The sequence below is a fragment of the Pseudomonas sp. P4795 genome, assembly GCF_048822895.1.
In the GTDB taxonomy this organism is placed as follows: Bacteria; Pseudomonadota; Gammaproteobacteria; order Pseudomonadales; family Pseudomonadaceae; genus Aquipseudomonas.
Map to the genome: position 1 here is coordinate 697,895 of NZ_JBMFBT010000003.1, position 23,614 is coordinate 721,508.

The window sequence follows — 23,614 nt, forward strand, 5'->3', positions numbered from 1 at the left end:
CTCAATCGGGATTACGGTTCCAGTATTTGAACAACGGCTCCGCCAGAAACAGCACAAACAACAAGCGCATCACCTGCATCGCTGTCACCAACGGCACCGACAGTTGCAGGGTTTCCGCCGTCAGACTCATCTCGGCAATCCCGCCAGGCATCATGCCCAGTGTCAACGAACGCAAATCCAGATGGGTCAGGGCGCTCAAACCCAGAGCTGCCAAAGTCGCAATCAACATGGTCAGCGCCGTACCAATCAAGGTACGGCCCATGAATGACGGCGCGCGGCGGAAGAACTGCCGGTTGAAGTGACAACCCAATCCGCTGCCAATCAACCACTGCCCAATCTGGCTGCCGCCATTGGGCAGACTGATGTGCAGATCCCAGGCGATGCTCACCGTCGCACTCACCAGCAACGGCCCGAACAGCCACGGATTGGGTTGGCGCAACCGTTGCCAACCCCAAGCAAGCAATCCGCCCGCCGGAAACAGAATCGCCAGCCAGCGCCAATCGACGCTGCCGGCGTGAGAAATCGGTGTGCCGTCACCCAGCAAATATTTGAAGGCTGCCGGCACGCACAACACCACCACCAACACCCGCAGACTCTGGCCCGCCGCAACATGGCTGAGCAGCGCGCCGTTGCGTGCGCCGAGGTTGACCATCTCGCCGGAGCCACCGGGCATGCTCGAGAAAAACGCCGTGGCGCGATCCTCACCGGTGCGGCGCATCAACCACACCCCGACCACCGCCGACAGGCTGGTGACCAGCGCGCCGAAGAAGATCAAACCAAAGTGGCTGAGTACCTGCTCCATCACCAATGGGGTGAAGTGCAGGCCGATGCCGATTCCGACGATCCACTGCCCGCATTTGCGCCCGCCGGGTATTTCCGCCAATTGCCATGGCGTCAGGCAGCGCACCAGGATGATCGCCAGCAACGAGCCGACCATCCACGGCAGCGGCCAGCCGATCTGGCTGGCGAGATAACCGCCAAGCAGACCGACCAGCGGCGTTCCCCACCAGCTTTTGAAGGGCCGATCAGACATCGGCAATAGCGTTGCGCGCAGCAGCACGGCGACGCCAGATGCGCAGTAGCGGCATCAGCAACATGATCGCGGTCAGCACCCAGCATCCGAAAGTGATCGGACTCGACCAGAGGATTTCCAGCGCACCGTTGGAAATCGACAGCGCACGACGCAGGTTCTGTTCCATCAGACCGCCGAGGATGAAGCCCAGCAGGACTGGCGACAGCGGAAAATCCAGTTTGCGCAGGATGTAACCGAAGATGCCGATGCCCACCATCAGGAACAGGTCAAAGGTAGTCGCATGCACCGCATACACGCCAATCCCGGTGATGATCGCGATCACTGGCACCAGCGCCCAGTTCGGCACGGCGAGGATGCGCGTGAAGATGCGGATCATCGGGATGTTGAGTATCACCAGCATGATGTTGGCAACGAACAGCGATGCGATCAGGCCCCAGACGATGTCCGGTTGTTGCTGGAACAGCAGCGGGCCGGGCGTGATGTTGTACAGCGACAGGGCGCCGATCATCACCGCCGTGGTGCCCGAACCGGGTACGCCGAGGGTCAGCATCGGCACCAGTGCGCCACAGGCAGAAGCGCCGATGGCGGTTTCCGGAGCCGCGAGGCCACGGGCATCGCCTTCGCCGAATTTGCCGCTGGCACCGGCAATGCGTTTTTCGGTCATGTAGGCCACGGCACTCGCCAGCGTCGCGCCGGCACCCGGCAACACGCCCATGATGAACCCGAGCAGGCCGCAACGGATGTTCACGGTGAACACCGACGCCGCTTCCTTGAAGTTGAACATCATGCGTCCGGTAGCTTTTACCGCTTCCTGGCCACGATGGGTTTTCTCCAGCAACAGCAGGATTTCGCTGATCGAGAACAGACCCAGCACCAACACCACAAACTGAATGCCGTCGGTCAGGTGAATGTTGTCGCCGGTGAAGCGATACACACCGCTGTTGGCGTCGATGCCGACGCTGGACAGGAACAGCCCGATCAACGCCGCGATAAACGTCTTCAACGGTCGATCACCGGCCATGCCGCCGAGGCAGACAATCGCGAACACCATCAGTACGAAATATTCCGCTGGCCCGAAGGCAATCGCCCATTTCGCCAGCAGCGGGGCGAACAGCACCATGCCGCAGGTGGCGATGAATGCGCCGATGAACGAACTCCACGCCGACAGCGATAACGCCACGCCGGCCATGCCTTTGCGCGCCATCGGGTAACCGTCGAGAGTGGTCATCACGGTCGACGCTTCGCCGGGAATGTTCAGCAGAATCGAGCTGATCCGCCCGCCGTATTCGCAGCCCAGATACACCGCCGCCAGCAGGATCAGCGCCGACTCCGGAGGCAGGCCGAGGGCGAAGGCAATCGGGATCAACAACGCCACGCCGTTGATCGGACCCAGGCCCGGCAGCAGGCCGACCACGGTGCCGATCAAGGTACCGGTCAGCGCCGTCACCAGGTTGTACGGGGTCAGCGCAACGCCGAAGCCCTGGCTCAAATAACCGAGAGTATCCATATCAGTTCTCCAGAACGTCGAGCAGGCCGAGGGGCAGCGGAACGTCCATCACGCGGTCGAACAGCAAGTACAAACCGATGGCCATCAACGTCGTCACGACAACGCTCGGCACCCATGGCCCGCCGTACAGGCGCGCCATGGGGATACCGATCAGAATGCTGGAAAGGATGAATCCCAGCGGTTCAAACAGGCCGGCAAACACCAACAGCAGTACGACGCAGATGCTGATCTTGGTCAGGGTTTCGCGATCCAGCGGCGGCTCGTCATCGCTGTGCTTGATTGGCGCCGGACGAAACACCATGTACAGCAGCGCTGCGCCCATCAGGCCGAGCATCAGCAGGGGAAAGGCCCGTGGGCCAACCGGTTCGTAGGAAAAAGCCGCCTGATACGGCCAGGCCATCAGTGCCAGGCCGGCACAAACCAGCAACAGCACTGAGGCAAAAATGCGTTGAATAAGCATGAGGAACTCCTGTGCCACGGCCGCGCTGAGCGAGGCCGTGGACGCTAGACAGCGACGATCACTGGATCAGGCCGAACTCTTTGGCCAGCACCTTGTAGTCCGCGACTTGCTTCTTCACGTAGGTGTCCAGCTCGGGACCGGTCATGGCGAACGGGAACAGTTCACGCTGATCGCGCAGCGTGGCGAACTCGTCGGAGGCCAGCAGTTTGTCGAAAGAATCTTTCCACCACGCGTAGTCTTCATCGCTGACTTTTGGCCCGAGGTAGAAACCGCGCACCACCGGCCAGACGATGTCGTAGCCTTGTTCCCTGGCAGTCGGGATGTCTTTCATTTCCGGCTCGTCGATGCGCTTGTCGGCGAACACTGCCAGCAGACGCATGTCGCCGCTCTGGATGTGCGGCATGGAGTCGGAGATGTCGGTACTGCCGACCTGGATGTGCCCGCCGAGCAGGGCGGTGGCGATTTCGCCGCCACCTTCGAGGGCGACATAACGCAGGTCACGCGGGTTGATCCCGGCAGCCTTGGCGATCAATGCGGTCTGCATCCAGTCCTGGCTACCGACGGTGCCGCCCGAACCAATCACCACTTTGCTCGGATCTTTCTTCAGCGCCTGTACCAGATCGTCGAGATTCTTGTAGGGCGAATCGCTTTTCACCGCGATCGCGCCGTAGCTGGTGCCGACGGCCGCCAGCCAGCGCACATTGGTTTCGTCGAAGCGACCGAACTTTCCTTGGGCCAGGTTCAGCAGCGAGCCGCTCGACCACGCCACCAGTGTTCCCGCATCGGCCGGACGTTGAGCGACCACCGCGTTGTACGCCACCGCGCCGACGCCGCCGGGCATGTAGGTGACGCGCATCGGTTTGCTCAGCAACTTCTGATTGACCAGTGCGCTCTGCACCAGTTTGCAGGTCAGGTCGAAACCACCGCCGGGGGAGGCCGGGGCGATGCATTCAGGGCGTTTCGGTTCGGCCAGCAATTGGCCGGCAAACAGCATGACGCCGGCGGCCAGAGCACATTTACGCAGTGACAATTTCATTGGATTCTCCACGGTCTTTTTGTTGTAAGGGCTTTTTGTAGGAGCTGCCGAAGGCTGCGATCTTTTGATCTTTTGATCACAGCCCCAGGCATTTCAATCAATCACCAAAGGGCAACGCTATAGCTCACCAGCAGACGCACTTCATCGGCATCGCGAGCGGAGTAGTTGGAACGGTAAGTGGCATTACGCAGGCGTACCGCGACATCCTTGAGGGCGCCGCTTTGTACTACATATTTGATCTCGGTATTGCGCTCCCACTCTTTGCCTTCATCACCGTTCTTGAGCTTGATGTTGTCACCGCTCAAGTAGCGGCTCATGAAGCTCAGGCCGGGAATGCCGAGTCTGGCGAAATCGAAGTCGTAACGGGCTTGCCACGAGCGCTCTTCGGCGCCGGCGAAGTCGTTGATCTGCACGAAGTTGACCAGATACGGATCGCTGCCATCGACATACGGAAAGGCGCTGTCGCCGGACATGTGTTGATAACCGGCGCTGAACTTGTGGCCGCTTAGCGCGTAACTGACCAGACCGTTGAGTGAGCGGTTGTCGATCTCGCCGCCACGCGCCGCGCCTTGGTCATCACTGACGGCGAAGCGCAGGTCGGTGGCGAAAGTGCCTGTTCCCATCGGCCGCGAGGCGACCAGGCCGAAGAAGTGCTGGTTGTAGACTTCATCGAGTTGCGCGAAGTGGTAGCTGCCAATGATCTTGTCGGTGAACTTGTAATCCACGCCGCCAAAGTCGAAGTGTTTACCGGCGGCTGTGCCGGCGAAACGGCTGTTCTTGTTGTTGAGGGCAATGTCCTCGAAATCGGTGCTGTCGCGATCCTTGGCTTTTTCCAGACGCCCGCCGGTGAAGGTAAGGTTCTTGATCTCTTTGGAGGTCAGCAGGCCACCTTCAAAAGTCTGCGGCAGGATGCGCCCGTCGTTGGGTTTGAGGATCGGCAGTTCCGGGATCAGGCTGCCAATCTTCAATTCAGTCGCGGAGATTTTCACTTTGCCGGTCAGGCCAAGCTTGGAGTATTCATCCGCCGCGCGTCCGTCATCGTGGGTCGGCAACAGACCCGTGCCGGTGCGATCCGGGCTGGAATCCAGTTTTAGCCCAAGCATGCCCAGCGCATCGACACCGAAGCCCACGGTGCCGTCGGTGTAACCCGATTGCAGATTGAGCATGAAACCCTGCGCCCATTCATCGCGCTTGGATTGCTGGGCACTGCTGCCGTCGCGAAAGTCGCGGTTGAAATACATGTTGCGGGTTTCGAAGGTGGCGGAACTGTCTTTGATGAAGTCGGCGTAGCTCAACGGCGAAAAACCGGCGAGGGCAGCGGCACTGGCAAGGGCGGTGTGGCTGAGACGGGAAGGACGAACAGGCGTAAGAGCCTTGGTCTGCAAGGACGGCATGCGGGGTGTACTCCGTTTATTGTTCTTATTGGCGAAAACGCTTCGAGGCGTTTTTCGTATTCGCTGTGTGGCATCAGCGACGGCAGTCGGAACTGTCCGTGGGCCGACTCTAACGGGCTAACCTTTCGCTAACCTTTCAATCGGCTTTCACGGTTTTCGGGCTTCACAGCGACGGTTGCGGCTGTAAACTCCGCGCCAAAGAATGGCGTCGGCCATCCCTGAACGAGGTAAAAATCCATGCGTGTCCTGCTCGTCGAAGACCATTTGCCACTGGCCGAAAGCGTGGCCCAGGCGCTCAAGAGCACCGGTCTGACCGTGGATGTGTTGCACGATGGCGTGGCTGCCGACCTGGCACTCAGCAGCGAGGAATACGCGGTGGCGATTCTTGATGTCGGCCTGCCGCGCATGGACGGTTTCGAAGTGCTGGCGCGTTTGCGCGCACGCGGCAAGAATTTGCCGGTGCTGATGTTGACTGCACGCAGTGATGTGAAGGACCGTGTGCATGGCCTCAATCTGGGCGCCGACGATTACCTCGCCAAGCCATTTGAACTGACTGAACTGGAAGCGCGGGTCAAAGCCCTGTTGCGCCGCAGTGTGCTCGGCGGCGAGCGTCAGCAGCGTTGCGGCGTTCTCGCCTATGACCTCGACACCCGGCGCTTCACCCTCGGCGAAGATCTGCTCACCCTGACTTCTCGCGAACAGGCCGTGCTTGAAGCGCTGATTGCGCGTCCAGGCCGGGTGATGAGCAAGGAGCAACTGGCCGCGCAGGTGTTTGGTCTGGATGAAGAGGCCAGCCCCGATGCCATCGAAATCTACGTGCATCGCCTGCGCAAGAAACTCGACGGTCAACCGGTGGCCATCGTGACTTTCCGCGGCCTCGGCTATCTGCTGGAGAGCCGCGATGCATAAGCCCAGCAGCCTGCGCTGGCGGTTGCTGTGGAATCTCGCGGCGCTGTTGGTGGTGCTGATGCTGGCCAGCGGTCTGAGCGCTTACTGGAACGGTCGCGAAGCCGCCGACACCGCGTATGACCGCACGCTGCTGGCCTCGGCGCGCACTATTGCCGCCGGTCTCTCGCAACGCGATGGCAGCCTGAGTGCCGACGTGCCTTACGTGGCCCTCGACACCTTCGCTTACGACAGCGCCGGGCGTATCTATTACCAGGTCAACGACATCCATCAGAAGCTGATTTCCGGCTACGAAAACCTGCCCGGCCCGCCGCCTGGCACGCCGCGAACTGACAGCTATCCGGCGCTCGCGCGTTTCTACAACGCCACCTATCAAGGGCAAAACGTGCGCGTGGTCAGCCTGTTGAAAGCGGTGAGCGAGCCGAACATGAATGGCATGGCGGAAATTCGTGTCGCCGAAACCGATGAAGCACGGGTGAGCATGGCGCGCAGTCTGGCCGCCGATACTTTGCTGCGTCTGGGCATGCTGGCGATTGGTGCATTGTTGCTGGTGTGGTTTGCCGTGAGTGCCGCATTGCGCCCGCTGGAGCGTTTGCGCACGGCGGTGGAAGAGCGCCAGCCCGACGATCTGCGCCCGCTCCCGCTGGTAGAAGTGCAGCACGAGTTATGGCCGCTGGTGCGCGCACTCAACCATTTCACCGAACGCCTGCGCGGGCAGTTCGAGCGCCAGGCGCAATTCATTGCCGACGCCGCTCACGAATTGCGCACCCCGCTGGCGGCGCTCAAGGCGCGGCTGGAACTGGGGCTGCGCTCCAGCGAAGCGGAAACCTGGCGCAACACCCTGGAATCGTCCGCGCAGAGCACGGATCGCCTGACTCATTTGGCCAATCAATTGCTGTCGATGGCGCGGGTGGAAAACGGCGCGCGAGCGATTGCTGAGGGCGGTGCGCAATTGCTCGATTTGAGCCAGTTGGCCCGCGAACTGGGCATGGCTATGGCACCGCTGGCTCACGCTCGTGGTGTGGCGCTGGCGTTAGAGGCAGACGAACCGGTGTGGCTGCGCGGCGAGCCGACCTTGCTCAATGAGCTGCTGAGCAATCTGGTGGACAACGCGCTGGCGCATACGCCGACGGGTGGCAACGTGATTTTGCGGGTGCTGTCGCCGGCCGTGCTGGAAGTCGAAGACGACGGCCCGGGCATTCCACAGGATGAGCGGGACCGGGTGTTTGAACGCTTTTACCGGCGCAATCAGCAGGTCGCCGGTTCTGGGCTGGGGTTGGCGATTGTCGGGGAAATCTGCCGCGCGCATCTGGCGCAGATCTCGCTGCATGACGGCGAGCATGCCGGGTTGAGAGTGCGGGTGAGTTTTATTGCCGGCTAAGCGTCAGTAAAACATTGTCAGCGCTTCTTCCAGATCGGCGCACAACGCTTTGTTGTCCGGGTCGATCCCCAGTTTGCGGAACGCCGGAACGTTGAGCGGATCAACTCGCGCAAACGCGTGATCGGTGCCCTTGTGGCAATACAGACTCGCCACTTGCACCAGATCGACGTAATCGATTTCGCGCGAATTGCGTTCCAGATCCTGATACAGCCCAGGCAGCGCCACCAGCCGTTCCGGAAACTCCCAGACTCGCAGCAGCTTGTCGCCGAGCAACGGATGAATATGGTCGATCACATGGTTAAGGCTGACTGGATCGGACAGCAGTTCGTTGTGATCTTCAGCGTAGGTCAGGATCGGCAACACGCCGATCTGATGCACCAGTCCACCCAGCGCAGCCTGATCGGGTTTAAGCTGGGTGTAACGGCGGCACAGCGCATAACTGACGCCGGCGATCTCGAGACTTTTGCGCCAGACTTCGCGCATCTTGTGTTCGACCACCTCGGAGCGGGCGTGGAAAATCTGCTCCATCACCAGACCGATGGCCAGGTTGCTGCTGTAATTGACGCCGAGTCGCGTGATGGCGGTATGCAGGTCGGTGACTTCCTGCGTCGCGCGCAGCAGCGGACTGTTGACCACTTTGATCAGACGCGCCGACAGCGCGGTGTCGCGGCCAATGACTTTGCTCAGCTCGCTGACACTGATTTCAGGATCTTCCGCGGCCTTGCGAATCTGCAGGGCCACTTCCGGTAACGTTGGCAGAACCAGGTCATCGTTATCGATGGCCTCAACCAAATCCTGTTGGACCTTATCCGCCAGATCGCTCATGTCGTTTCTCTAGGTGTTGCAACAAATGCTGCGCTCAACGCTGGATTTCGCGGTCGCGATCCAGTGCGTAGGGCAGGTCGAGCAAGTGCAGGGCCGGGCCTTCGATGGCGCCCAGATGCAAATCACCGGCTTCGGCAGCTTCGGCCTGCAACACGGCCAGCAGTTCAATATTGTTTTCGGCGCGGGCGGCCAGCACCACTTCGCCGATCGCGCTGTTGTGGCTTGGGGCAAACAATTGCGTGCCCGGCTCCGGCAATTCGCTGGCGTCGAGTTGAACGCGATACAGACGACGCTTGAGTTTGCCGAGGTATTGCATGCGCGCGACGATTTCCTGGCCGGTGTAGCAGCCTTTCTTGAAACTCACGCCGCCGACGGCTTGCAGGTTGAGCATCTGCGGAATGAACAGCTCGCGGGTGCTCGGCATCACCTGGCCGATACCGGCGCGGATCTGGCCCAGCAGCCATTGGTTGAGTTCACCTTCAGCCAATTGCGCGGACATTCTTGTCTTGATGGCGTCGGCCTGATCGGCCGGTACCCAGAGTTCGGCACGGTTCGGCGAGACGCGAATTGCGATCAGGCCTTCATGGCGTACAACGCTGTCGGTTTCGGTCGGTAGCTGCAGACCGAGTGTCGCCAGGGTTGTGTCGGCATGTTCCAGACCAAAACGTAGCCAGGCAGCGCTTTCGTCGGTCAATTTGGATTTGGAGAACACCGCGTATTTTTTCAGATCCGCCAGTTGCGGATCGAGCAGCTCGCTGGCCATCGCCAGCAGTACGCCGTCGCCCTCGAGCAAGATGCGGAAACTCGACTGCATCCGGCCTTTCTGCGTGCAGCGCGCGCCGAGGCTGGCTTGGGTGTCGCTCAGGTAATTGATGTTGCAGGTCAACTGGCCTTGCAGGAATTTGCCAGCGTCCACGCCGCGAACCGCGAGAACGCCTTCATGTGACAGGGTGCAGAAAAAAGCAGAATCGGCCATGGGTCATCGCAGGGTAAAAAGTCTGGAGCACATCATAAGGGGGCGCTATTGAAATGGGTAGTTCATAAAGGATCGGAGGTGCCCGACCAAAGCCGACTGTGCGACCCGGCTCGGGCCTGTATACTGCGCGCCTATTTGAGGAGCGCTCCATGGTCGAACAAGTTGAACTCAATCGCCTGTTTTGGCACAGCCGTCGCGGCATGCTTGAACTCGACGTGCTGCTGGTGCCATTCGTTCAGGAGGTTTACGCGACTTTGAACGAGGTGGATCGCGATCTGTATGTCCGTCTGCTGACGTGCGAGGATCAGGACATGTTCGGCTGGTTCATGGAGCGTAACGAATCTGAAGATCCGGAGCTTCAGCGCATGGTCCGGATGATTCTGGATCGTGTCCAGCCCAAGTAATTCGTTCGAATGCCGCTGGCATGCCTCACGGCAGTTGCTGGCGGCGTATTTGTTGGCTCAGGCGTTCGCTCTGGGTTGTTTGTTTCTTCTATCTATTCCGGTCTGGGCCAGTTTGCTCGGGGCCTTCGGCTGTGCGCTCCACGCTATGTGGGCGCTGCCCCGGCAGATTCTGCTGAGTGATCCGCAAGCCTTCTGCGGACTACGGCGCGACGCCGATGGCTGGCAGCTGTGGTGTCAGGCTGACGGCTGGCAAGCGGTGCAGCTGCGACCGGACAGCCTGGCGCTGCCGCTGATCGTGGTGCTGCGTTTTCGTTTGCGCGGGGAGTGGCGAGTCAGATCCATCTGCGTGCCACGCGATGCGCAGGCGGCGGATCTGCACCGACGCCTACGAGTGCGGCTCAAGTTCAGTCGACGTAGGTGGGCGGCACCAGAATAGTGTCGAGTGCTTCCGGCAGCAGATCCGGGTAGTCGAGGGTGAAATGCAGGCCGCGACTTTCCTTGCGTTCCATCGCTGAGCGGATCATCAGTTCAGCGACCTGGGCGAGGTTGCGCAACTCGATCAGATCGCGGCTGACTTTATAGTTGCTGTAGAACTCGTCAATCTCGTCCAGCAGCAGACGCACCCGATGTTGCGCGCGTTGCAGGCGCTTGTTGGTGCGCACGATGCCAACGTAATCCCACATGAACCGCCGCAGCTCATCCCAGTTGTGCGCGATGATCACGTCTTCATCGGAGTCTGTAACCTGGCTGGCGTCCCAGACGGGCAGGGCGCGGGGGATGGCGACTTCGTCCAGTTGGTCAAGGATGTCCGCCGCCGCTGAGCGTGCGTAGACGAAGCATTCCAGCAGCGAATTGCTGGCCATGCGGTTGGCGCCGTGCAGGCCGGTAAAACTGGTTTCGCCGATGGCGTACAGGCCCGGTACGTCGGTGCGGCCGTGTTGATCGACCATAACCCCGCCACAGGTGTAATGCGCCGCTGGTACGACCGGAATCGGCTGTTTGGTGATGTCGATGCCGAATGTCAGGCAGCGTTCGTAAACAGTCGGAAAGTGCGACTTGATGAACGCTTCGGGCTTGTGGCTGATGTCGAGGTAGACGCAATCGACACCGAGGCGCTTCATTTCATGGTCGATGGCGCGGGCGACGATGTCGCGCGGCGCCAGTTCAGCGCGTGAGTCGAAGCGCTGCATGAAGCGCTCGCCATTCGGCAGTTTAAGATGAGCGCCTTCACCGCGAAGGGCTTCGGTCACCAGAAAACTCTTGGCTTGCGGGTGATACAGGCAGGTCGGGTGGAACTGGTTGAACTCCAGGTTTGCCACCCGACAGCCGGAACGCCAGGCCATGGCTATGCCATCACCGCAGGCGCCGTCGGGGTTACTGGTATAGAGATAGACCTTGGCCGCACCACCCGATGCAAGGATCACGAAACGTGCGCCGTAGGTGTCGACTTCGCCGCTCTTACGATTGAGCACGTAGGCGCCGAGGCAGCGGTCGCCGTCCATGCCCAGCCGGCGTTCGGTGATCAAATCGACAGCCACCCGCTGTTCCAGCAACTCGATATTCGAGCGCTGTTTAGCCTGGTTCAGCAAGGTTGTGAAAATCGCGGCACCGGTGGCGTCGGCTGCGTGGATGATGCGTCGATGGCTGTGGCCGCCTTCGCGGGTCAGGTGAAATTCGAAGCCGCCGTCTTCAGTGCCAGACTGTTCATCGCGGGTGAAGGGCACGCCTTGGTCGATCAGCCATTGAATCGCTTCGCGGCTATGCTCGACGGTAAAACGCACGGCGTCTTCGTGGCACAGGCCGCCGCCGGCATTCAGCGTGTCATCGACGTGCGATTCGACGGTGTCGGTGTCATCGAGCACAGCGGCGACACCGCCCTGGGCCCAATAGGTAGAACCGTTGGCGAGATCGCCCTTGCTCAATACAGCAATGCTCAAGTGGCCCGGCAGGGTCAGCGCGAGACTCAAACCGGCAGCGCCGCTGCCAATCACCAGAACATCGTGTTGAAACTGTTGGCTCATTTCAGGATTCCGCGCAAAGCGACCCGGGTCGGGGGGTGGCGCAGGACAGGCGATTCGCGAGTCGAGACAGCCACACAGCCCACTAGTATATAGAGGGCTGGAGCGGCACAATAGCCGGGCCGATATGGCATTGTGAGACTACAGTAGCGTGAACAGCGCGACGCTTCGTCGGAAGAAATTTCCGCAGGTTTTGGGAAAAGGCGACTGTATCGAGGATGAAACACCCTTTTTCGCCACGTTGTGGCTACATGTCGGCGATGTGGCGTTATAAATAATTGGAACTTTTGTCAGAGGCTCAAGCTCAATAGACAGTTGCCAAAACCACGGGACAGTGTCGGCTTCAATGCGGAACCTGCGGTTGGGTTCCTGCCGGCGAACCGATTACAAGATTATTCGCGCAGCCGGTTTATCCCGCGCTGCGTTTTTCGTGCGTGCCAAATCAGAGCCCGCAGGAAACTTGCTTGGAGGGGGAGAACTTTTGCGAAAAGCCCGAGTCTATGTTTGCAAGTCTGGTCGTTTAGTTATGCAAGCTTCCTCTGAGCTTATCGAGGAGTGTTCATGCTAACCCAGGAAGAGGATCAGCAGCTGGTCGAGCGCGTTCAGCGTGGCGACAAGCGAGCTTTCGATCTGCTGGTGCTGAAGTATCAGCACAAAATTCTCGGGTTGATCGTGCGTTTTGTGCACGACACCCATGAAGCGCAGGACGTAGCGCAAGAAGCCTTTATCAAGGCATATCGAGCGCTGGGAAATTTTCGCGGAGACAGCGCGTTTTATACGTGGCTTTACCGTATCGCCATCAACACGGCGAAGAATTATCTGGTTTCGCGCGGCCGCCGGCCGCCGGATAGCGATGTAAGTTCCGAAGATGCGGAGTTCTACGACGGCGATCATGGCCTGAAAGATCTTGAGTCTCCAGAGCGTGCACTGCTGCGGGATGAGATCGAGGGCACCGTCCATCGAACCATCCAGCAATTGCCGGAAGATTTGCGTACCGCTTTAACTTTACGTGAATTCGATGGTCTGAGTTACGAGGACATTGCGAGCGTCATGCAGTGTCCGGTTGGCACCGTGCGCTCCCGGATTTTCCGCGCTCGGGAGGCCATCGATAAAGCCCTGCAGCCGTTGTTGCAGGAAAACTAAAGACAGCGGCGATAGCCAAGAGAGGAACGCCATGAGTCGTGAAGCCCTGCAGGAATCGCTGTCCGCAGTGATGGATAACGAAGCGGACGAACTGGAATTGCGTCGAGTGATCAATGCACTTGATGATGTCGAAACCCGTGAAACCTGGGCTCGTTACCAAATCGCTCGGGCAGCCATGCACAAGGATCTGCTGCTTCCTCGCTTGGATATCGCTTCGGCCGTATCTGCTGCGCTGGAAGACGAAGCAACTCCAGCCAAAGCATCCCGCGGTCCATGGCGTAGCCTCGGTCGTCTGGCTGTTGCAGCCTCGGTGACTGTTGCAGTCCTGGCCGGTGTTCGCCTGTACAACCAGGATGAAATCGCTGGTGTTGAACTCGCTCAGCAATCCAATCAGCCGACTCTGTCCGCTCCACAGGTCAAAGGTCCGGCTGTACTGGCAGGCTATAGTGAAAGCTCCGAAGCTACTGGCCCTATGGCCAACGGCGTATTGCAAGGTCAACCAGGTTGGCATGACCAGCGTCTGCCAGGCTACTTGCGCCAGCACGCTCAGCAGGCTGCGCTCAAAGGTACTGAAAGCGCCCTGCCATATGCACGTGCAGCAAGCCTGGAAAACCGTTAAGGAGGATCATGCGCTCCATACCTCTACTTTCGCTTCTGCTTAGCGGCTGGTTTGTAGTTCCAGCCCATGCCGACGAAGCCCAGGAATGGTTAACACGCCTGGGCCAGGCCGAGCAGCAGCAAAGCTTCAACGGTACTTTCGTCTACGAGCGTAACGGTAGTTTTTCTACCCACAACATCTGGCATCGCGTCCAGAATGGTCAGATCCGCGAGCGTTTGTTACAGCTTGACGGTTCGGCCCAGGAAGTCGTGCGTATTGATGGGCATACTCAATGCGTTAGCGGCACCCTGGTTGCGGGGTTGGGCGATTCTCCCAACTCTGGCGCGCGTGCACTCGATCCTCAAAAGCTGAAGAATTGGTATGAGCTTGCCGTCGTCGGCAAGTCGCGTGTCGCTGGGCGCGAAGCGGTGATCGTTTCGCTTACCCCGCGTGATCAGCATCGCTATGGTTTCGAACTGCATCTGGACAAACAAACCGGTTTGCCCCTCAAGTCGTTGCTACTCAACGACAAGGGTCAACTGCTGGAACGGTTTCAGTTCACCCGTTTGAACACGGTGGAAACGCCGACCGACAAAGAATTGATGGCCGACGCCGACTGCAAGCCAGTCAATCTCCAGAGCGACAAGGCATCCTCTGTAAAAAGCGCGCAGGTCTGGCACTCGGATTGGCTGCCGCCAGGTTTCGAATTGACCAGCAGCTCTTCGCACAAAGATCCTGAAACCAAAACCCAGGTCAACAGCCTGATGTATGACGATGGTCTCGCGCGATTCTCGGTGTTTCTCGAGCCGTTAAATGGTGCAACCGTCACTGACACTCGGACTCAGTTGGGTCCAACCGTTGCCGTATCACGCCGTCTGACTACCCCTGAGGGTGAAATGATGGTGACGGTAGTCGGCGAAATTCCGATCGGCACTGCCGAACGAATTGCTTTATCGATGCGCAGCAATGACGCAACCACCAGCAAGCAGTGAGCTGAATCCAGCAAATCGCGTTTCCTCAGCGGGACGTAGAAATGTTTGCTGAGCATTTTCATTTGCAAATAATCCAAAAATTTTTTATAGGTCAGAGCCTCACGGCTCTGGCCTTGTTTGTTGTTGCCGGAACAAAAATGCCGGCCGGTCGCGCCCGGTGTTCCTTGCTCCATATCGCTTAATCCTGCTCGTCGTAACGGGAGCTGTATGTCGACACTTAGTTTGAAGTCTTATCTCTCAATTTTCGCCACCGTGCTGGTGCTCGGTCAGGCCGTGCCTGCGGTGGCGCAAGCAGCTGAACTGCCTGATTTCACCCAACTGGTCGAGCAAGCCTCGCCTGCGGTGGTGAACATCAGCACCACGCAGAAATTGCCCGACCGCAGAGTTAATCAGCAGATGCCTGACCTTGAAGGCTTGCCGCCAATGCTGCGCGAGTTTTTCGAGCGCGGCATGCCGCAACAGCCTCGTTCCCCGCGTGGCGATCGCCAGCGTGAAGCGCAGTCGCTGGGCTCAGGCTTCATCATCTCGCCGGATGGCTACATCCTCACCAACAACCATGTGATCGCTGATGCCGACGAAATTCTCGTGCGTCTTGCTGATCGCAGTGAAATGAAAGCCAAGCTGGTCGGCACCGACCCACGTTCCGACGTGGCGCTGCTGAAAATCGAAGGCAAGGATCTGCCGGTACTCAAACTGGGCAAATCCCAGGATCTGAAAGCCGGCCAGTGGGTCGTGGCGATCGGTTCGCCATTCGGCTTTGACCATACCGTGACCCAAGGCATCGTCAGCGCGGTTGGCCGTAGCCTGCCGAACGAAAACTATGTGCCGTTCATCCAGACCGACGTGCCAATCAATCCGGGCAACTCCGGTGGCCCGCTGTTCAATCTGAACGGTGAAGTGGTCGGCATCAACTCGCAGATTTACACCCGTTCCGGCGGCTTCATGGGCGTGTCGTTCGCCATCCCGATTGACGTGGCAATGGACGTTTCCAACCAGCTTAAAAGCGGTGGCAAGGTCAGCCGTGGCTGGTTGGGTGTGGTCATCCAGGAAGTGAACAAGGATCTTGCCGAGTCGTTTGGTCTGGAAAAACCGGCCGGTGCATTGGTTGCGCAGATTCAGGACGACGGTCCCGCGGCCAAGGGTGGCCTGCAAGTCGGCGACGTGATTCTGAGCATGAATGGCCAGCCAATCGTCATGTCGGCTGATCTGCCACATCTGGTCGGTGCACTGAAAGCAGGTGCCAAGGCCAATCTGGAAGTGATTCGTGAAGGCAAGCGCAAGAATGTCGAACTGACGGTCGGCGCGATCCCTGACGAAGACAAAGAGCTGGATGCGCTGCCTAAGTCGAGCGCCGAAACCAGCAGCAACCGTCTAGGTGTTTCGGTGAGTGAGCTGACCGCCGAGCAGAAGAAAACCTACGACCTCAAAGGTGGTGTGGTGATCAAGGAAGTGCAAGACGGTCCTGCGGCGCTGATCGGTCTGCAGCCGGGTGACGTCATCACGCACTTGAACAACCAGGCCATCGGTTCGAGCAAGGAATTTTCGGAGATTGCCAAGGCGCTGCCGAAGAATCGTTCGGTATCGATGCGCGTGCTGCGTCAAGGTCGTGCCAGCTTCATCACCTTCAAACTGGCTGAATAATCCGGTTGTGAGCTGAATAAAAAACCGCCTCGAATGAGGCGGTTTTTTTATGCCTGGAGAAAAGGCTCAGCCCATCATGTCCTTGACCATGCGCTCCTGTTCCATCAGCTCGCGCTGACGAGCATCGATGCGCGATGACAGCGGGAAGTTGCTGCCCGCCTTGCGCTTGGCGAAATCAAGTTGCTGAATAGCCTGGCGATAGTCGCCGACCAAAGCGAAGTACTCGGCCCGCGCCTGATGCAGCCCGATGATATTGCCCGAAAGTCCACGCGTTTCCGCCACCTGATACCAGACGTCGGGATCTTCCGGGCGCGACTTGAGCAGACCCTCGAGCGCTTTCTCGGCATCCGCCGTGCGATTCTGTTTGAGCAGCAGATCGACGCGTACCTGATTCAGCGGGTAGTTGCCCGGATACTGCGTGAGCATCCGGTCAACCCGCGACTGCGCATCCGGCAGGCGATTGTTGGTGATATCCAGATCAACTTGAGCCAGGTTGTAGACGATCTCGTTCGGGAATCTGGTCAGCAGTTGCTGGAGATTCTCGCGCGCCTCATTCAACTGGCCGCCCTTGATCTGCGCGATGGCCAGACCATACCGCGCCACATCGTTTTTCGGATTTTCATCCAGCTGTGCGCGGAAGCGTTTGGCGCCCAGTCCCGGGGTTTCTTCGTAGATCAACTGCACCCGTGCGCGGATCAGCTGATAACGCATGCTGTCCTCTATACCGCCCGGTTTGGCCTGTTCTGCACGGTTACGGGTGTCGGCGATCCGCGACTCGGTGACCGGGTGAGTCAGGAGGAATTCCGGTGGTTTGGCATCGAAGCGATATTGGCGCATCAGGCGTTCGAACATGGTCGGCATCGAGCGCGGATCGTAGCCGGCCTTTTCCAGATTGAGGATGCCGATGCGGTCGGCCTCTTGTTCGTTCTGGCGCGAGAAACGGCGTTGTTCCTGGATTGCGGCGGCTTGAGTGCCGGCAATCGCGGCAATGCCGGCGTCACCGGCACCCGCCGCGGCAATCACGATACCTGCGAGTAACGCGGCCATCATCGGCACTTGCATACGCTGCGAAGCTTCCACGCCTCGGGCAAAGTGACGTTGCGACAAGTGAGCCAGTTCGTGAGCCAGCACCGAGGCATATTCGCCTTCAGTCTGCGCGTTGAGGAACAGACCGCCGTTGACCCCGACGATCCCGCCCGGCGCGGCGAAGGCGTTGAGTTGCGGGCTGTTGATCAGGATGAATTCGAGGCGCCGGTCATTGACCTGACTGGTTTCCACCAGCTTGTAAACGCTGGACTCAACGTAATCCTTGAGCTGCGGATCGTTGAGCTGTGAAACCTGACTGCGCAGCATAGCGAGCCAAGCGCGACCCAACTGGTATTCCTGTTGCGGCGAGACGATGGCAGAACTGGCGTCACCGAGTGACGGCAGGTCGTCGGCGAAGCCCGGTGAGGCGAGCAGGCAAGCGAGCGTCAGCAGGGTAGGGCGCAAAAAAGTCATGCACAAAGCCTTAGTCGACAAAGAGCTTACTGTAGCCGGACACCGCGCTTGCGACCAGATATTCTAGGCAGCCCGACTCTCGATCCGGAGTGACGCATGACCGACGCTGTAGCCCATGACTGTGAACTCGACGCCAGTGGCCTGAATTGTCCACTGCCGTTGCTCAAGGCCAAGATGGAATTGAACAAGTTGGCCAGCGGCGCGGTACTCAAGGTGATCGCCACCGATGCGGGCTCACAGCGCGACTTCCGTACCTTTGCCAAATTGGCCGGTCATACGCTGTTGCATGAAGAAGACGAAGCGGGTGTCTATCGTTACTGGCTGAAAAAAGCGTGAAACAAGCAATATCGGCGTCCGCTAGGACGCCGAAGTGTCAGGCCTTGTTCAGGTCTTGAGCAGCAGCCAGCACCGCATCAACATGTCCTGGCACCTTCACGCCGCGCCATTCCTGGCGCAACACGCCATTCTTGTCGATCAGGAACGTGCTGCGATCCACGCCAAGATATTCCTTGCCGTAGAGCTTTTTCAGCTTGATCACATCAAACAGCTGGCAAACGGCTTCGTCCTTGTCACTGATCAGCTCGAACGGGAATTCCTGCTTGCCCTTGAAGTTCTCGTGCGATTTCAAGCTGTCGCGAGAAATACCGAACACCTCAGTGCCGGCAGCCTGAAACGCCGCGTACTGATCGCGAAAGCCCTGACCCTGAGTCGTGCAGCCCGGCGTGCTGTCTTTCGGATAGAAGTAGATCACTACTTGCTTGCCCTTGAGGGCGGCGAGGCTGAAGGTCTGCCCGCTGGTCGCAGGCGCTTCGAAATCAGCTACCGGTTGGTCGATGGTGACAGCCATGAAAGCATCCTTACATTGGGTTCTGTGGGCGCCACGGTTCGATCAGAGCGTCGAGGTTCATGGCGTCGGAGAAATCCAGGAACTGATCGCGCAGCCAACTGATCTGCGTGCCCGCGGGCAAAGTCACGGTGAACGTGGCGTTGAGCATGGTGCCGCCGGTCTGCGGAGCCTGATAGGTATCGCAGGTCAGGTTTTCCAGTTCGACGTTGTGATCCATGAAGAACTGGCAGAGTTCGTTGATGATGTCCGGGCGATAGGCCGAGCTGACGTATGCCACATACGGCAGCGCCTGCGGGCGATTTTCCAGCGGCGCGCTGCGCACCACGTTGACGGTGAAAGCGTGCTTCTTGGCCAGGCCCGACAGGCTGCCTTCAAGACGCGCGAGGGCGTCCCAAGTGCCGGAGATCTCAAGGATCAGCGCACTGCACTCGCCGTGGCGGGTCAGGCGTGAAGTGACCACGGCGCAGCGATTTTCATGGCTGGCGCGGCACAGGACGTTAGTCAGCTCCATGGGGTTGGCGCCGAGGGCACTGATGACAAGGAATTGTTCGCGAACTGTGGGGGTGGACATGCAGCATTCCTAAAGCGATGAGCGGTCGGTAGGGTGAGGGGCATTGATTACCGGAAGTTGCCTGCATGAGCCAATTCAGTCTGTCCGTCAGAAATCCCCGGCAGCACTCGCAACTCGCTCCACTTTGGCGGAAGCGCGTCGAGGCGACGCTGGAACGGGGCCTGGGAGGCCGAAAAGGGAGGCTGGAACCCGGCGTACAAGCTGATCATTACCGATCAAAGTCTGAAGGGTAGCGAAAAGCGCGGCCAAGGGGAATGGCAGCGGCGCAGTACTTCGCTTGTGCAAGCATCTTGGCGCCAGTACCATTACCGCTCTCTTTTTCCGGCAGGAGCGGTTTCATGATTGCGGGCAGTATGGTGGCACTGGTCACACCCATGGATGCACAAGGGCGTCTTGACTGGGACAGCCTCAGCAAACTCGTGGACTTTCACCTGAAGAACGGCACCCACGCCATTGTCGCGGTCGGTACTACCGGCGAGTCGGCAACCCTGGATGTCGATGAGCACATTGCCGTCATCAAGGCCGTGGTCAAGCAGGTCAACGGCCGTATACCGGTCATTGCCGGTACCGGCGCCAATTCGACCCGCGAAGCCGTCGAACTGACCCGCAACGCCAAAGAAGCCGGGGCCGATGCCTGCCTGCTGGTCGTTCCGTACTACAATAAACCGACTCAGGAAGGTTTGTACCAGCACTTCAAGCACATCGCCGAGTCGGTCGACATTCCGCAGATTCTGTACAACGTTCCTGGCCGCACTTCCTGCGACATGCAGGCCGAGACCGTGATCCGCCTGTCCACCGTGCCGAACATCATCGGCATCAAGGAAGCCACTGGCGACCTGAAGCGTGCCAAAGCGATCATCGACGGCGTGAGCAAGGATTTCATCGTGCTGTCCGGCGATGATCCGACCGCCGTCGAACTGATCCTGCTGGGTGGTAAAGGCAACATCTCCGTCACCGCCAACGTCGCTCCGCGCGAAATGGCTGATCTGTGCGAGGCTGCGCTCGAGGGCAACGCCGACAAAGCACGAGCGATCAACGAAAAACTGATGCCGCTGCACAAGGACCTGTTCATCGAAGCCAACCCGATTCCGGTGAAGTGGGCTTTGGTGGAAATGGGTCTGATGCACGAAGGCATCCGCCTGCCGCTGACCTGGCTGAGCACCCCTTGTCATGAAACGTTGCGTTCGGCCCTGCGCCAATGCAGCGTCCTGGTTTAATTGAGGAAGTACAACGCATGAAGCGAATGGCCGGACTTTCCGCACTTGCCTTGATTATCTCCAGCACCAGTGGCTGCGGATGGGTCTGGGGCCCGGAAGGTTATTTCCGTGACCGTGGTAGCGATTACCTGGAAGCGCAACAGACTGCACCGATGCAACTGCCACCCGACGTAGCCACCGCCAAGCGTCTCGATCCGTTGTTGCCGATTCCGCGCAACGTAGCCGACGACACCGCCAAGGGCGAATACATCGTTCCGCGTCCTCAGCCGCTGTCGGCTGTTGCCGATGCCAGCGACTACTCGCTACAGAAGAGCGGTGACTCGCGTTGGGTCATGGCTCAGCATCCACCGGCTGAAGTCTGGCCAGTGGCGGTGCAGTTTTTCCAGGACAACGGTTTCCGTCTGGATGAACAGCGCCCGCAAACCGGCGAGTTCACCACGACCTGGCAGCACTCGGATGAACTGTCGGCTGCAATGGCCAAGCGCCTGAGCGCGGCCGGTATCAGCACCGACAGCGAAACTCGCGTGCGGGTACGCATCGAGCCAGGCGTGCAGCGCAATACCAGTGAAGTCTACGTGGTCAGCGCCGAGCGTCCTGCCGGCAGCACGGCCGACGTGGCGTTCACCAATCGTTCGGTCAACACCGGTCTCGACGCAGCGCTGGTCGACGACATGCTTGCAAGCATGAGCCGTATCGCGGAGAAGGGCGGTTCGGTGTCCATGCTGGCTTCGCGCGATTTCGATACGCCAAGCCGTGTCAGCCTGAGCGAAGACGGCAGCGGCAACCCGGTGCTGAACGTCGGCAATGACCTGGATCGTGCCTGGTCGAGCGTCGGTCGTGCGCTGGAGCAAGGTGAGTGGCGCGTTGAAGACATCAACCGCAGCCTAGGCCTGTACTACATCAACTTGTCCGAAAAGGCCGAGAAGAAAGACGACAAGCCTGGGTTCTTCAGCAGCCTGTTCGGCAGTGCGCCGAGCAAGGAAGAAGTTGAAGCCCGTGCCGAGCGTTATCAGGTTCGTCTGAGCAAGGTCGGCGAGAACGTGCAAGTCACCGTCGAGAAGAACATCAATACCGTGGCTCCGGCCGATGTGGCTCGCAAGGTGTTGAGTCTGATTCAGGACAACCTGGGCTGATAACATGCGTTTTGCCGTTCTCGGCAGCGGTAGCCAAGGGAACGGCACGCTGATCGCCAGCGCTGATACCTATGTGCTGGTGGATTGTGGTTTTTCCCTGCGGGAAACCGAAAAGCGCCTGTTGCGCCTGGGGGTGAACCCGGCGCAATTGAGCGCGATACTTGTGACCCACGAACATGCCGATCACGTGCATGGCGTGGGTTTGCTGTCTCGGCGCTACAATCTGCCGGTCTACCTCAGTCGCGGCACACTGCGCGGGATGCGCAAACCGATTGAAGCTGCCGGGTTTCTTGCCGGTGGCGAGCAACTGCAGATCGGTGCACTGAACATCGGGGTCATTGCCGTGGCCCATGATGCGCAGGAACCGACCCAATATGTATTCAGTGACGGCGAGCGGCGTTTCGGCCTGCTGACTGACCTCGGTTCTTATTGCGAGCGGGTGCTGGACGGTTATCGGGATCTCGATGCGTTAATGATCGAATCCAACCATTGTCGTGACATGTTGGCGCGTGGTCATTACCCGTACTTTCTCAAGCAGCGGGTCGGCGGCGAGCTGGGACATTTGAACAACCATCAGGCGGCATTCCTGGTGGCCGAGTTGGGCTGGCAAGGCCTGCAACATTTGGTCCTGGCCCATCTGAGCAGCAAGAACAACCTGCCGCAGCTGGCCCGGCAATGTTTTGTCGACACTCTCGGGTGCGACCCGGACTGGCTGCAACTGGCCGATCAAGATTCAGGGCTCGACTGGCGCCACATCGCCTAGCCCATCTACTTAGCAATCGGAGCCCATCATGGAAAAACGTGAAGAACTCTACCGCGGCAAAGCCAAGTCGGTTTACAAGACCGATGACGCTGACCGCTTGATCCTGCTGTTCCGTAACGACACTTCGGCGTTCGACGGCAAGCGTATCGAGCAGCTCGACCGCAAAGGCATGGTGAACAACAAGTTCAACGCCTTCATCATGCAGAAACTCGAGGAGGCCGGTGTTCCGACCCAATTCGACAAGCTGCTGGGCGACAACGAATGCCTGGTGAAGAAACTCGACATGATCCCGGTCGAGTGCGTTGTGCGTAACTACGCTGCCGGTAGTCTGGTCAAGCGTCTCGGTGTCGAGGAGGGCTTGAAGCTCAACCCGTACACTTTCGAACTGTTCCTCAAGGACGACGCCAAGGGCGACCCGTTCATCAACGAATCCCACGTTGTGGCATTCGGCTGGGGTACCGCCGAGCAACTGGTTCGCATGAAAGAACTGTCGCTCAAGGTCAACGAAGTGTTGAGCAAACTGTTCGACGACGCTGGTCTGCTGCTGGTCGACTTCAAGCTGGAATTCGGCGTGTTCAGCGACGGCTCCATCGTGCTGGGTGACGAGTTCAGTCCGGACGGCTGCCGTCTGTGGGACAAGGACACCAAGAAGAAGATGGACAAAGACCGCTTCCGCCAAGGCCTCGGTGACGTTATCGAAGCCTACGAAGAAGTCGCCAAACGTCTGGGTGTGCCGCTGTAATCGACGCAAGCATCTGATAGCACGGAAAAAATTTCGAATAGGGGTTTCCCATTCGGTAAAAGTGTTGTTATGATGCGCGCCGTTGGAGAGATGCCAGAGTGGCCGAATGGGACGGATTCGAAATCCGTTGTACCTTCACCGGTACCTAGGGTTCGAATCCCTATCTCTCCGCCATTATTGAATAAGACTAAGCCCTCGTAATCGTTATTGATTACGGGGGCTTTTTCGTTCTTGGTGTTTTGTTTGGAGGTTGCGTATCAGAAGGCTGGGGCGGGCACGCTTCTATATAGTATCGGGCGATCATTTGGCGCTGGTCGCAGCTTTTGCGCCCCGAAGCTTCGTAGTGCGTTTCTCCTTCCTTATAAGTAGAAGGGAAGGTGGGGCGCCAACTCAGGGGTTTTTGACCTTTGTGACAGAAATATGAAAATAGCGGTTGACGGCAGATTCCAGAAGTCTATAATTCGCCCCACTTCCGGCGCAGTCGAAACGGAAAACTCCTTGAGATTCAATGAGTTATGTAGGTTTCG

Annotated in this window: 24 protein-coding genes and 1 tRNA gene; 14 read left to right on the plus strand and 11 right to left on the minus strand. The window is 59.0% G+C overall.

The window, feature by feature from the left end; all coding sequences use genetic code 11:
* Position 1: 1 nt before the first annotated feature.
* The 5 genes from ACOI8A_RS11885 to ACOI8A_RS11905 all read right to left on the minus strand — a co-directional run bounded on the left by ACOI8A_RS11885 (position 2) and on the right by ACOI8A_RS11905 (position 5,430).
* Positions 2–1,033, minus strand: a complete 1,032-nt coding sequence (locus tag ACOI8A_RS11885; RefSeq protein ID WP_420648123.1) for an AbrB family transcriptional regulator — start codon at positions 1,031–1,033, stop codon at positions 2–4.
* Complete coding sequence (locus ACOI8A_RS11890; RefSeq protein WP_420648122.1) at positions 1,026–2,540, minus strand: tripartite tricarboxylate transporter permease; 1,515 nt, start codon at positions 2,538–2,540, stop codon at positions 1,026–1,028. The genes ACOI8A_RS11885 and ACOI8A_RS11890 overlap by 8 nt, the downstream gene beginning before the upstream one ends.
* Position 2,541: 1 nt before the next feature.
* On the minus strand, positions 2,542–3,000 hold the full coding sequence (locus ACOI8A_RS11895) for a tripartite tricarboxylate transporter TctB family protein (protein WP_420648121.1): 459 nt from the start codon (positions 2,998–3,000) through the stop codon (positions 2,542–2,544).
* A 58-nt stretch (positions 3,001–3,058) separates the two neighbouring features.
* Positions 3,059–4,036 carry a Bug family tripartite tricarboxylate transporter substrate binding protein gene (locus tag ACOI8A_RS11900; RefSeq protein ID WP_420651346.1) on the minus strand — a complete coding sequence of 326 codons (978 nt, stop codon included), beginning with the start codon at positions 4,034–4,036 and terminating at the stop codon, positions 3,059–3,061.
* Positions 4,037–4,137: 101 nt separating this feature from the next.
* Entirely contained in the window at positions 4,138–5,430 is a 1,293-nt protein-coding gene (locus ACOI8A_RS11905; protein ID WP_420648119.1) for an OprD family porin, read from the minus strand.
* 237 nt (positions 5,431–5,667) lie between these two features.
* Here ACOI8A_RS11905 and ACOI8A_RS11910 point away from each other — a divergent pair, with 237 nt between their 5' ends.
* Together ACOI8A_RS11910 and ACOI8A_RS11915 are read left to right on the plus strand one after the other, a co-directional pair.
* Positions 5,668–6,339: a response regulator gene (locus ACOI8A_RS11910; RefSeq protein WP_420648118.1), complete on the plus strand. Its 672-nt coding sequence runs from the start codon at positions 5,668–5,670 to the stop codon at positions 6,337–6,339.
* Positions 6,332–7,717, plus strand: a complete 1,386-nt coding sequence (locus tag ACOI8A_RS11915) for a sensor histidine kinase (RefSeq protein ID WP_420648117.1) — start codon at positions 6,332–6,334, stop codon at positions 7,715–7,717. Before ACOI8A_RS11910 ends, ACOI8A_RS11915 begins: the two co-directional genes overlap by 8 nt.
* A 3-nt stretch (positions 7,718–7,720) precedes the next feature.
* On the opposite strand, the gene ACOI8A_RS11920 is transcribed toward ACOI8A_RS11915, so the two are convergent.
* Both ACOI8A_RS11920 and ACOI8A_RS11925 read right to left on the minus strand, forming a co-directional pair.
* Entirely contained in the window at positions 7,721–8,542 is an 822-nt protein-coding gene (locus tag ACOI8A_RS11920; RefSeq protein WP_420648116.1) for an HDOD domain-containing protein, read from the minus strand.
* Between the two features lie 34 nt (positions 8,543–8,576).
* A complete protein-coding gene (locus tag ACOI8A_RS11925; protein WP_420648115.1) occupies positions 8,577–9,518 on the minus strand; it encodes a YgfZ/GcvT domain-containing protein in 942 nt (313 codons plus the stop codon).
* A gap of 149 nt (positions 9,519–9,667) precedes the next feature.
* Here ACOI8A_RS11925 and ACOI8A_RS11930 point away from each other — a divergent pair, with 149 nt between their 5' ends.
* Both ACOI8A_RS11930 and ACOI8A_RS11935 read left to right on the plus strand, forming a co-directional pair.
* The gene (locus tag ACOI8A_RS11930; RefSeq protein WP_420648114.1) at positions 9,668–9,922 is read left to right on the plus strand and encodes a succinate dehydrogenase assembly factor 2; all 255 of its coding nucleotides are present in this window, start codon (positions 9,668–9,670) and stop codon (positions 9,920–9,922) included.
* Positions 9,906–10,358, plus strand: a complete 453-nt coding sequence (locus ACOI8A_RS11935; protein ID WP_420648113.1) for a protein YgfX — start codon at positions 9,906–9,908, stop codon at positions 10,356–10,358. The genes ACOI8A_RS11930 and ACOI8A_RS11935 overlap by 17 nt, the downstream gene beginning before the upstream one ends.
* Here ACOI8A_RS11935 and nadB read toward each other — a convergent pair.
* On the minus strand, positions 10,327–11,943 hold the full coding sequence (gene nadB / locus ACOI8A_RS11940) for an L-aspartate oxidase (RefSeq protein ID WP_420648112.1): 1,617 nt from the start codon (positions 11,941–11,943) through the stop codon (positions 10,327–10,329). The genes ACOI8A_RS11935 and nadB overlap by 32 nt on opposite strands.
* Positions 11,944–12,501: 558 nt before the next feature.
* Between nadB and rpoE the strand changes: the two genes are divergently transcribed.
* From rpoE to ACOI8A_RS11960, 4 genes are all read left to right on the plus strand, one after another.
* Positions 12,502–13,083, plus strand: coding sequence for an RNA polymerase sigma factor RpoE (gene rpoE, locus ACOI8A_RS11945; RefSeq protein WP_003172477.1), 582 nt, complete (start codon positions 12,502–12,504; stop codon positions 13,081–13,083).
* 31 nt (positions 13,084–13,114) lie between these two features.
* Positions 13,115–13,702 (plus strand): sigma-E factor negative regulatory protein, encoded by a 588-nt coding sequence (locus tag ACOI8A_RS11950; protein ID WP_420648111.1) that lies wholly within the window; start codon positions 13,115–13,117, stop codon positions 13,700–13,702.
* A gap of 8 nt (positions 13,703–13,710) precedes the next feature.
* Complete coding sequence (locus tag ACOI8A_RS11955) at positions 13,711–14,673, plus strand: MucB/RseB C-terminal domain-containing protein (RefSeq protein ID WP_420648110.1); 963 nt, start codon at positions 13,711–13,713, stop codon at positions 14,671–14,673.
* Positions 14,674–14,880: 207 nt separating this feature from the next.
* Positions 14,881–16,314 (plus strand): DegQ family serine endoprotease, encoded by a 1,434-nt coding sequence (locus ACOI8A_RS11960; RefSeq protein WP_420648109.1) that lies wholly within the window; start codon positions 14,881–14,883, stop codon positions 16,312–16,314.
* 66 nt (positions 16,315–16,380) lie between these two features.
* On the opposite strand, the gene ACOI8A_RS11965 is transcribed toward ACOI8A_RS11960, so the two are convergent.
* The gene (locus tag ACOI8A_RS11965) at positions 16,381–17,814 is read right to left on the minus strand and encodes a M48 family metalloprotease (RefSeq protein ID WP_420648108.1); all 1,434 of its coding nucleotides are present in this window, start codon (positions 17,812–17,814) and stop codon (positions 16,381–16,383) included.
* Between the two features lie 96 nt (positions 17,815–17,910).
* On the opposite strand from ACOI8A_RS11965, the gene ACOI8A_RS11970 reads away from it, so the two are divergent.
* Entirely contained in the window at positions 17,911–18,150 is a 240-nt protein-coding gene (locus ACOI8A_RS11970) for a sulfurtransferase TusA family protein (protein ID WP_420648107.1), read from the plus strand.
* A gap of 37 nt (positions 18,151–18,187) precedes the next feature.
* Here the strand turns inward: ACOI8A_RS11970 and ACOI8A_RS11975 are convergent, their stop codons facing one another.
* Positions 18,188–18,661, minus strand: coding sequence for a peroxiredoxin (locus ACOI8A_RS11975; RefSeq protein ID WP_420648106.1), 474 nt, complete (start codon positions 18,659–18,661; stop codon positions 18,188–18,190).
* A 10-nt stretch (positions 18,662–18,671) separates the two neighbouring features.
* On the minus strand, positions 18,672–19,232 hold the full coding sequence (locus ACOI8A_RS11980; protein WP_420648105.1) for a glycine cleavage system protein R: 561 nt from the start codon (positions 19,230–19,232) through the stop codon (positions 18,672–18,674).
* Between the two features lie 338 nt (positions 19,233–19,570).
* On the opposite strand from ACOI8A_RS11980, the gene dapA reads away from it, so the two are divergent.
* The 5 genes from dapA (at position 19,571) to ACOI8A_RS12005 (ending at position 23,261) form a co-directional block, all read left to right on the plus strand.
* Entirely contained in the window at positions 19,571–20,449 is an 879-nt protein-coding gene (gene dapA / locus ACOI8A_RS11985) for a 4-hydroxy-tetrahydrodipicolinate synthase (protein WP_420648104.1), read from the plus strand.
* A gap of 17 nt (positions 20,450–20,466) precedes the next feature.
* Positions 20,467–21,582 (plus strand): outer membrane protein assembly factor BamC, encoded by a 1,116-nt coding sequence (gene bamC / locus ACOI8A_RS11990; RefSeq protein WP_420648103.1) that lies wholly within the window; start codon positions 20,467–20,469, stop codon positions 21,580–21,582.
* Positions 21,583–21,586: 4 nt separating this feature from the next.
* Complete coding sequence (locus ACOI8A_RS11995) at positions 21,587–22,345, plus strand: MBL fold metallo-hydrolase (RefSeq protein ID WP_420648102.1); 759 nt, start codon at positions 21,587–21,589, stop codon at positions 22,343–22,345.
* Between the two features lie 28 nt (positions 22,346–22,373).
* Complete coding sequence (purC, locus tag ACOI8A_RS12000) at positions 22,374–23,087, plus strand: phosphoribosylaminoimidazolesuccinocarboxamide synthase (protein ID WP_420648101.1); 714 nt, start codon at positions 22,374–22,376, stop codon at positions 23,085–23,087.
* Positions 23,088–23,171: 84 nt separating this feature from the next.
* Positions 23,172–23,261 (plus strand) — tRNA-Ser (locus ACOI8A_RS12005).
* The last annotated feature ends 353 nt before the right edge of the window (positions 23,262–23,614 follow it).

Coding starts and splice junctions, on each gene's coding strand:
- ACOI8A_RS11885 (WP_420648123.1), bottom strand. CDS start 1,033: ATGTCTGATCGGCCCTTCAAAAGCTGGTGGGGAACGCCGCTGGTCGGT.
- ACOI8A_RS11890 (WP_420648122.1), bottom strand. CDS start 2,540: ATGGATACTCTCGGTTATTTGAGCCAGGGCTTCGGCGTTGCGCTGACC.
- ACOI8A_RS11895 (WP_420648121.1), bottom strand. CDS start 3,000: ATGCTTATTCAACGCATTTTTGCCTCAGTGCTGTTGCTGGTTTGTGCC.
- ACOI8A_RS11900 (WP_420651346.1), bottom strand. CDS start 4,036: ATGAAATTGTCACTGCGTAAATGTGCTCTGGCCGCCGGCGTCATGCTG.
- ACOI8A_RS11905 (WP_420648119.1), bottom strand. CDS start 5,430: ATGCCGTCCTTGCAGACCAAGGCTCTTACGCCTGTTCGTCCTTCCCGT.
- ACOI8A_RS11910 (WP_420648118.1), top strand. CDS start 5,668: ATGCGTGTCCTGCTCGTCGAAGACCATTTGCCACTGGCCGAAAGCGTG.
- ACOI8A_RS11915 (WP_420648117.1), top strand. CDS start 6,332: ATGCATAAGCCCAGCAGCCTGCGCTGGCGGTTGCTGTGGAATCTCGCG.
- ACOI8A_RS11920 (WP_420648116.1), bottom strand. CDS start 8,542: ATGAGCGATCTGGCGGATAAGGTCCAACAGGATTTGGTTGAGGCCATC.
- ACOI8A_RS11925 (WP_420648115.1), bottom strand. CDS start 9,518: ATGGCCGATTCTGCTTTTTTCTGCACCCTGTCACATGAAGGCGTTCTC.
- ACOI8A_RS11930 (WP_420648114.1), top strand. CDS start 9,668: ATGGTCGAACAAGTTGAACTCAATCGCCTGTTTTGGCACAGCCGTCGC.
- nadB (WP_420648112.1), bottom strand. CDS start 11,943: ATGAGCCAACAGTTTCAACACGATGTTCTGGTGATTGGCAGCGGCGCT.
- rpoE (WP_003172477.1), top strand. CDS start 12,502: ATGCTAACCCAGGAAGAGGATCAGCAGCTGGTCGAGCGCGTTCAGCGT.
- ACOI8A_RS11950 (WP_420648111.1), top strand. CDS start 13,115: ATGAGTCGTGAAGCCCTGCAGGAATCGCTGTCCGCAGTGATGGATAAC.
- ACOI8A_RS11955 (WP_420648110.1), top strand. CDS start 13,711: ATGCGCTCCATACCTCTACTTTCGCTTCTGCTTAGCGGCTGGTTTGTA.
- ACOI8A_RS11960 (WP_420648109.1), top strand. CDS start 14,881: ATGTCGACACTTAGTTTGAAGTCTTATCTCTCAATTTTCGCCACCGTG.
- ACOI8A_RS11965 (WP_420648108.1), bottom strand. CDS start 17,814: ATGACTTTTTTGCGCCCTACCCTGCTGACGCTCGCTTGCCTGCTCGCC.
- ACOI8A_RS11970 (WP_420648107.1), top strand. CDS start 17,911: ATGACCGACGCTGTAGCCCATGACTGTGAACTCGACGCCAGTGGCCTG.
- ACOI8A_RS11975 (WP_420648106.1), bottom strand. CDS start 18,661: ATGGCTGTCACCATCGACCAACCGGTAGCTGATTTCGAAGCGCCTGCG.
- ACOI8A_RS11980 (WP_420648105.1), bottom strand. CDS start 19,232: ATGTCCACCCCCACAGTTCGCGAACAATTCCTTGTCATCAGTGCCCTC.
- dapA (WP_420648104.1), top strand. CDS start 19,571: ATGATTGCGGGCAGTATGGTGGCACTGGTCACACCCATGGATGCACAA.
- bamC (WP_420648103.1), top strand. CDS start 20,467: ATGAAGCGAATGGCCGGACTTTCCGCACTTGCCTTGATTATCTCCAGC.
- ACOI8A_RS11995 (WP_420648102.1), top strand. CDS start 21,587: ATGCGTTTTGCCGTTCTCGGCAGCGGTAGCCAAGGGAACGGCACGCTG.
- purC (WP_420648101.1), top strand. CDS start 22,374: ATGGAAAAACGTGAAGAACTCTACCGCGGCAAAGCCAAGTCGGTTTAC.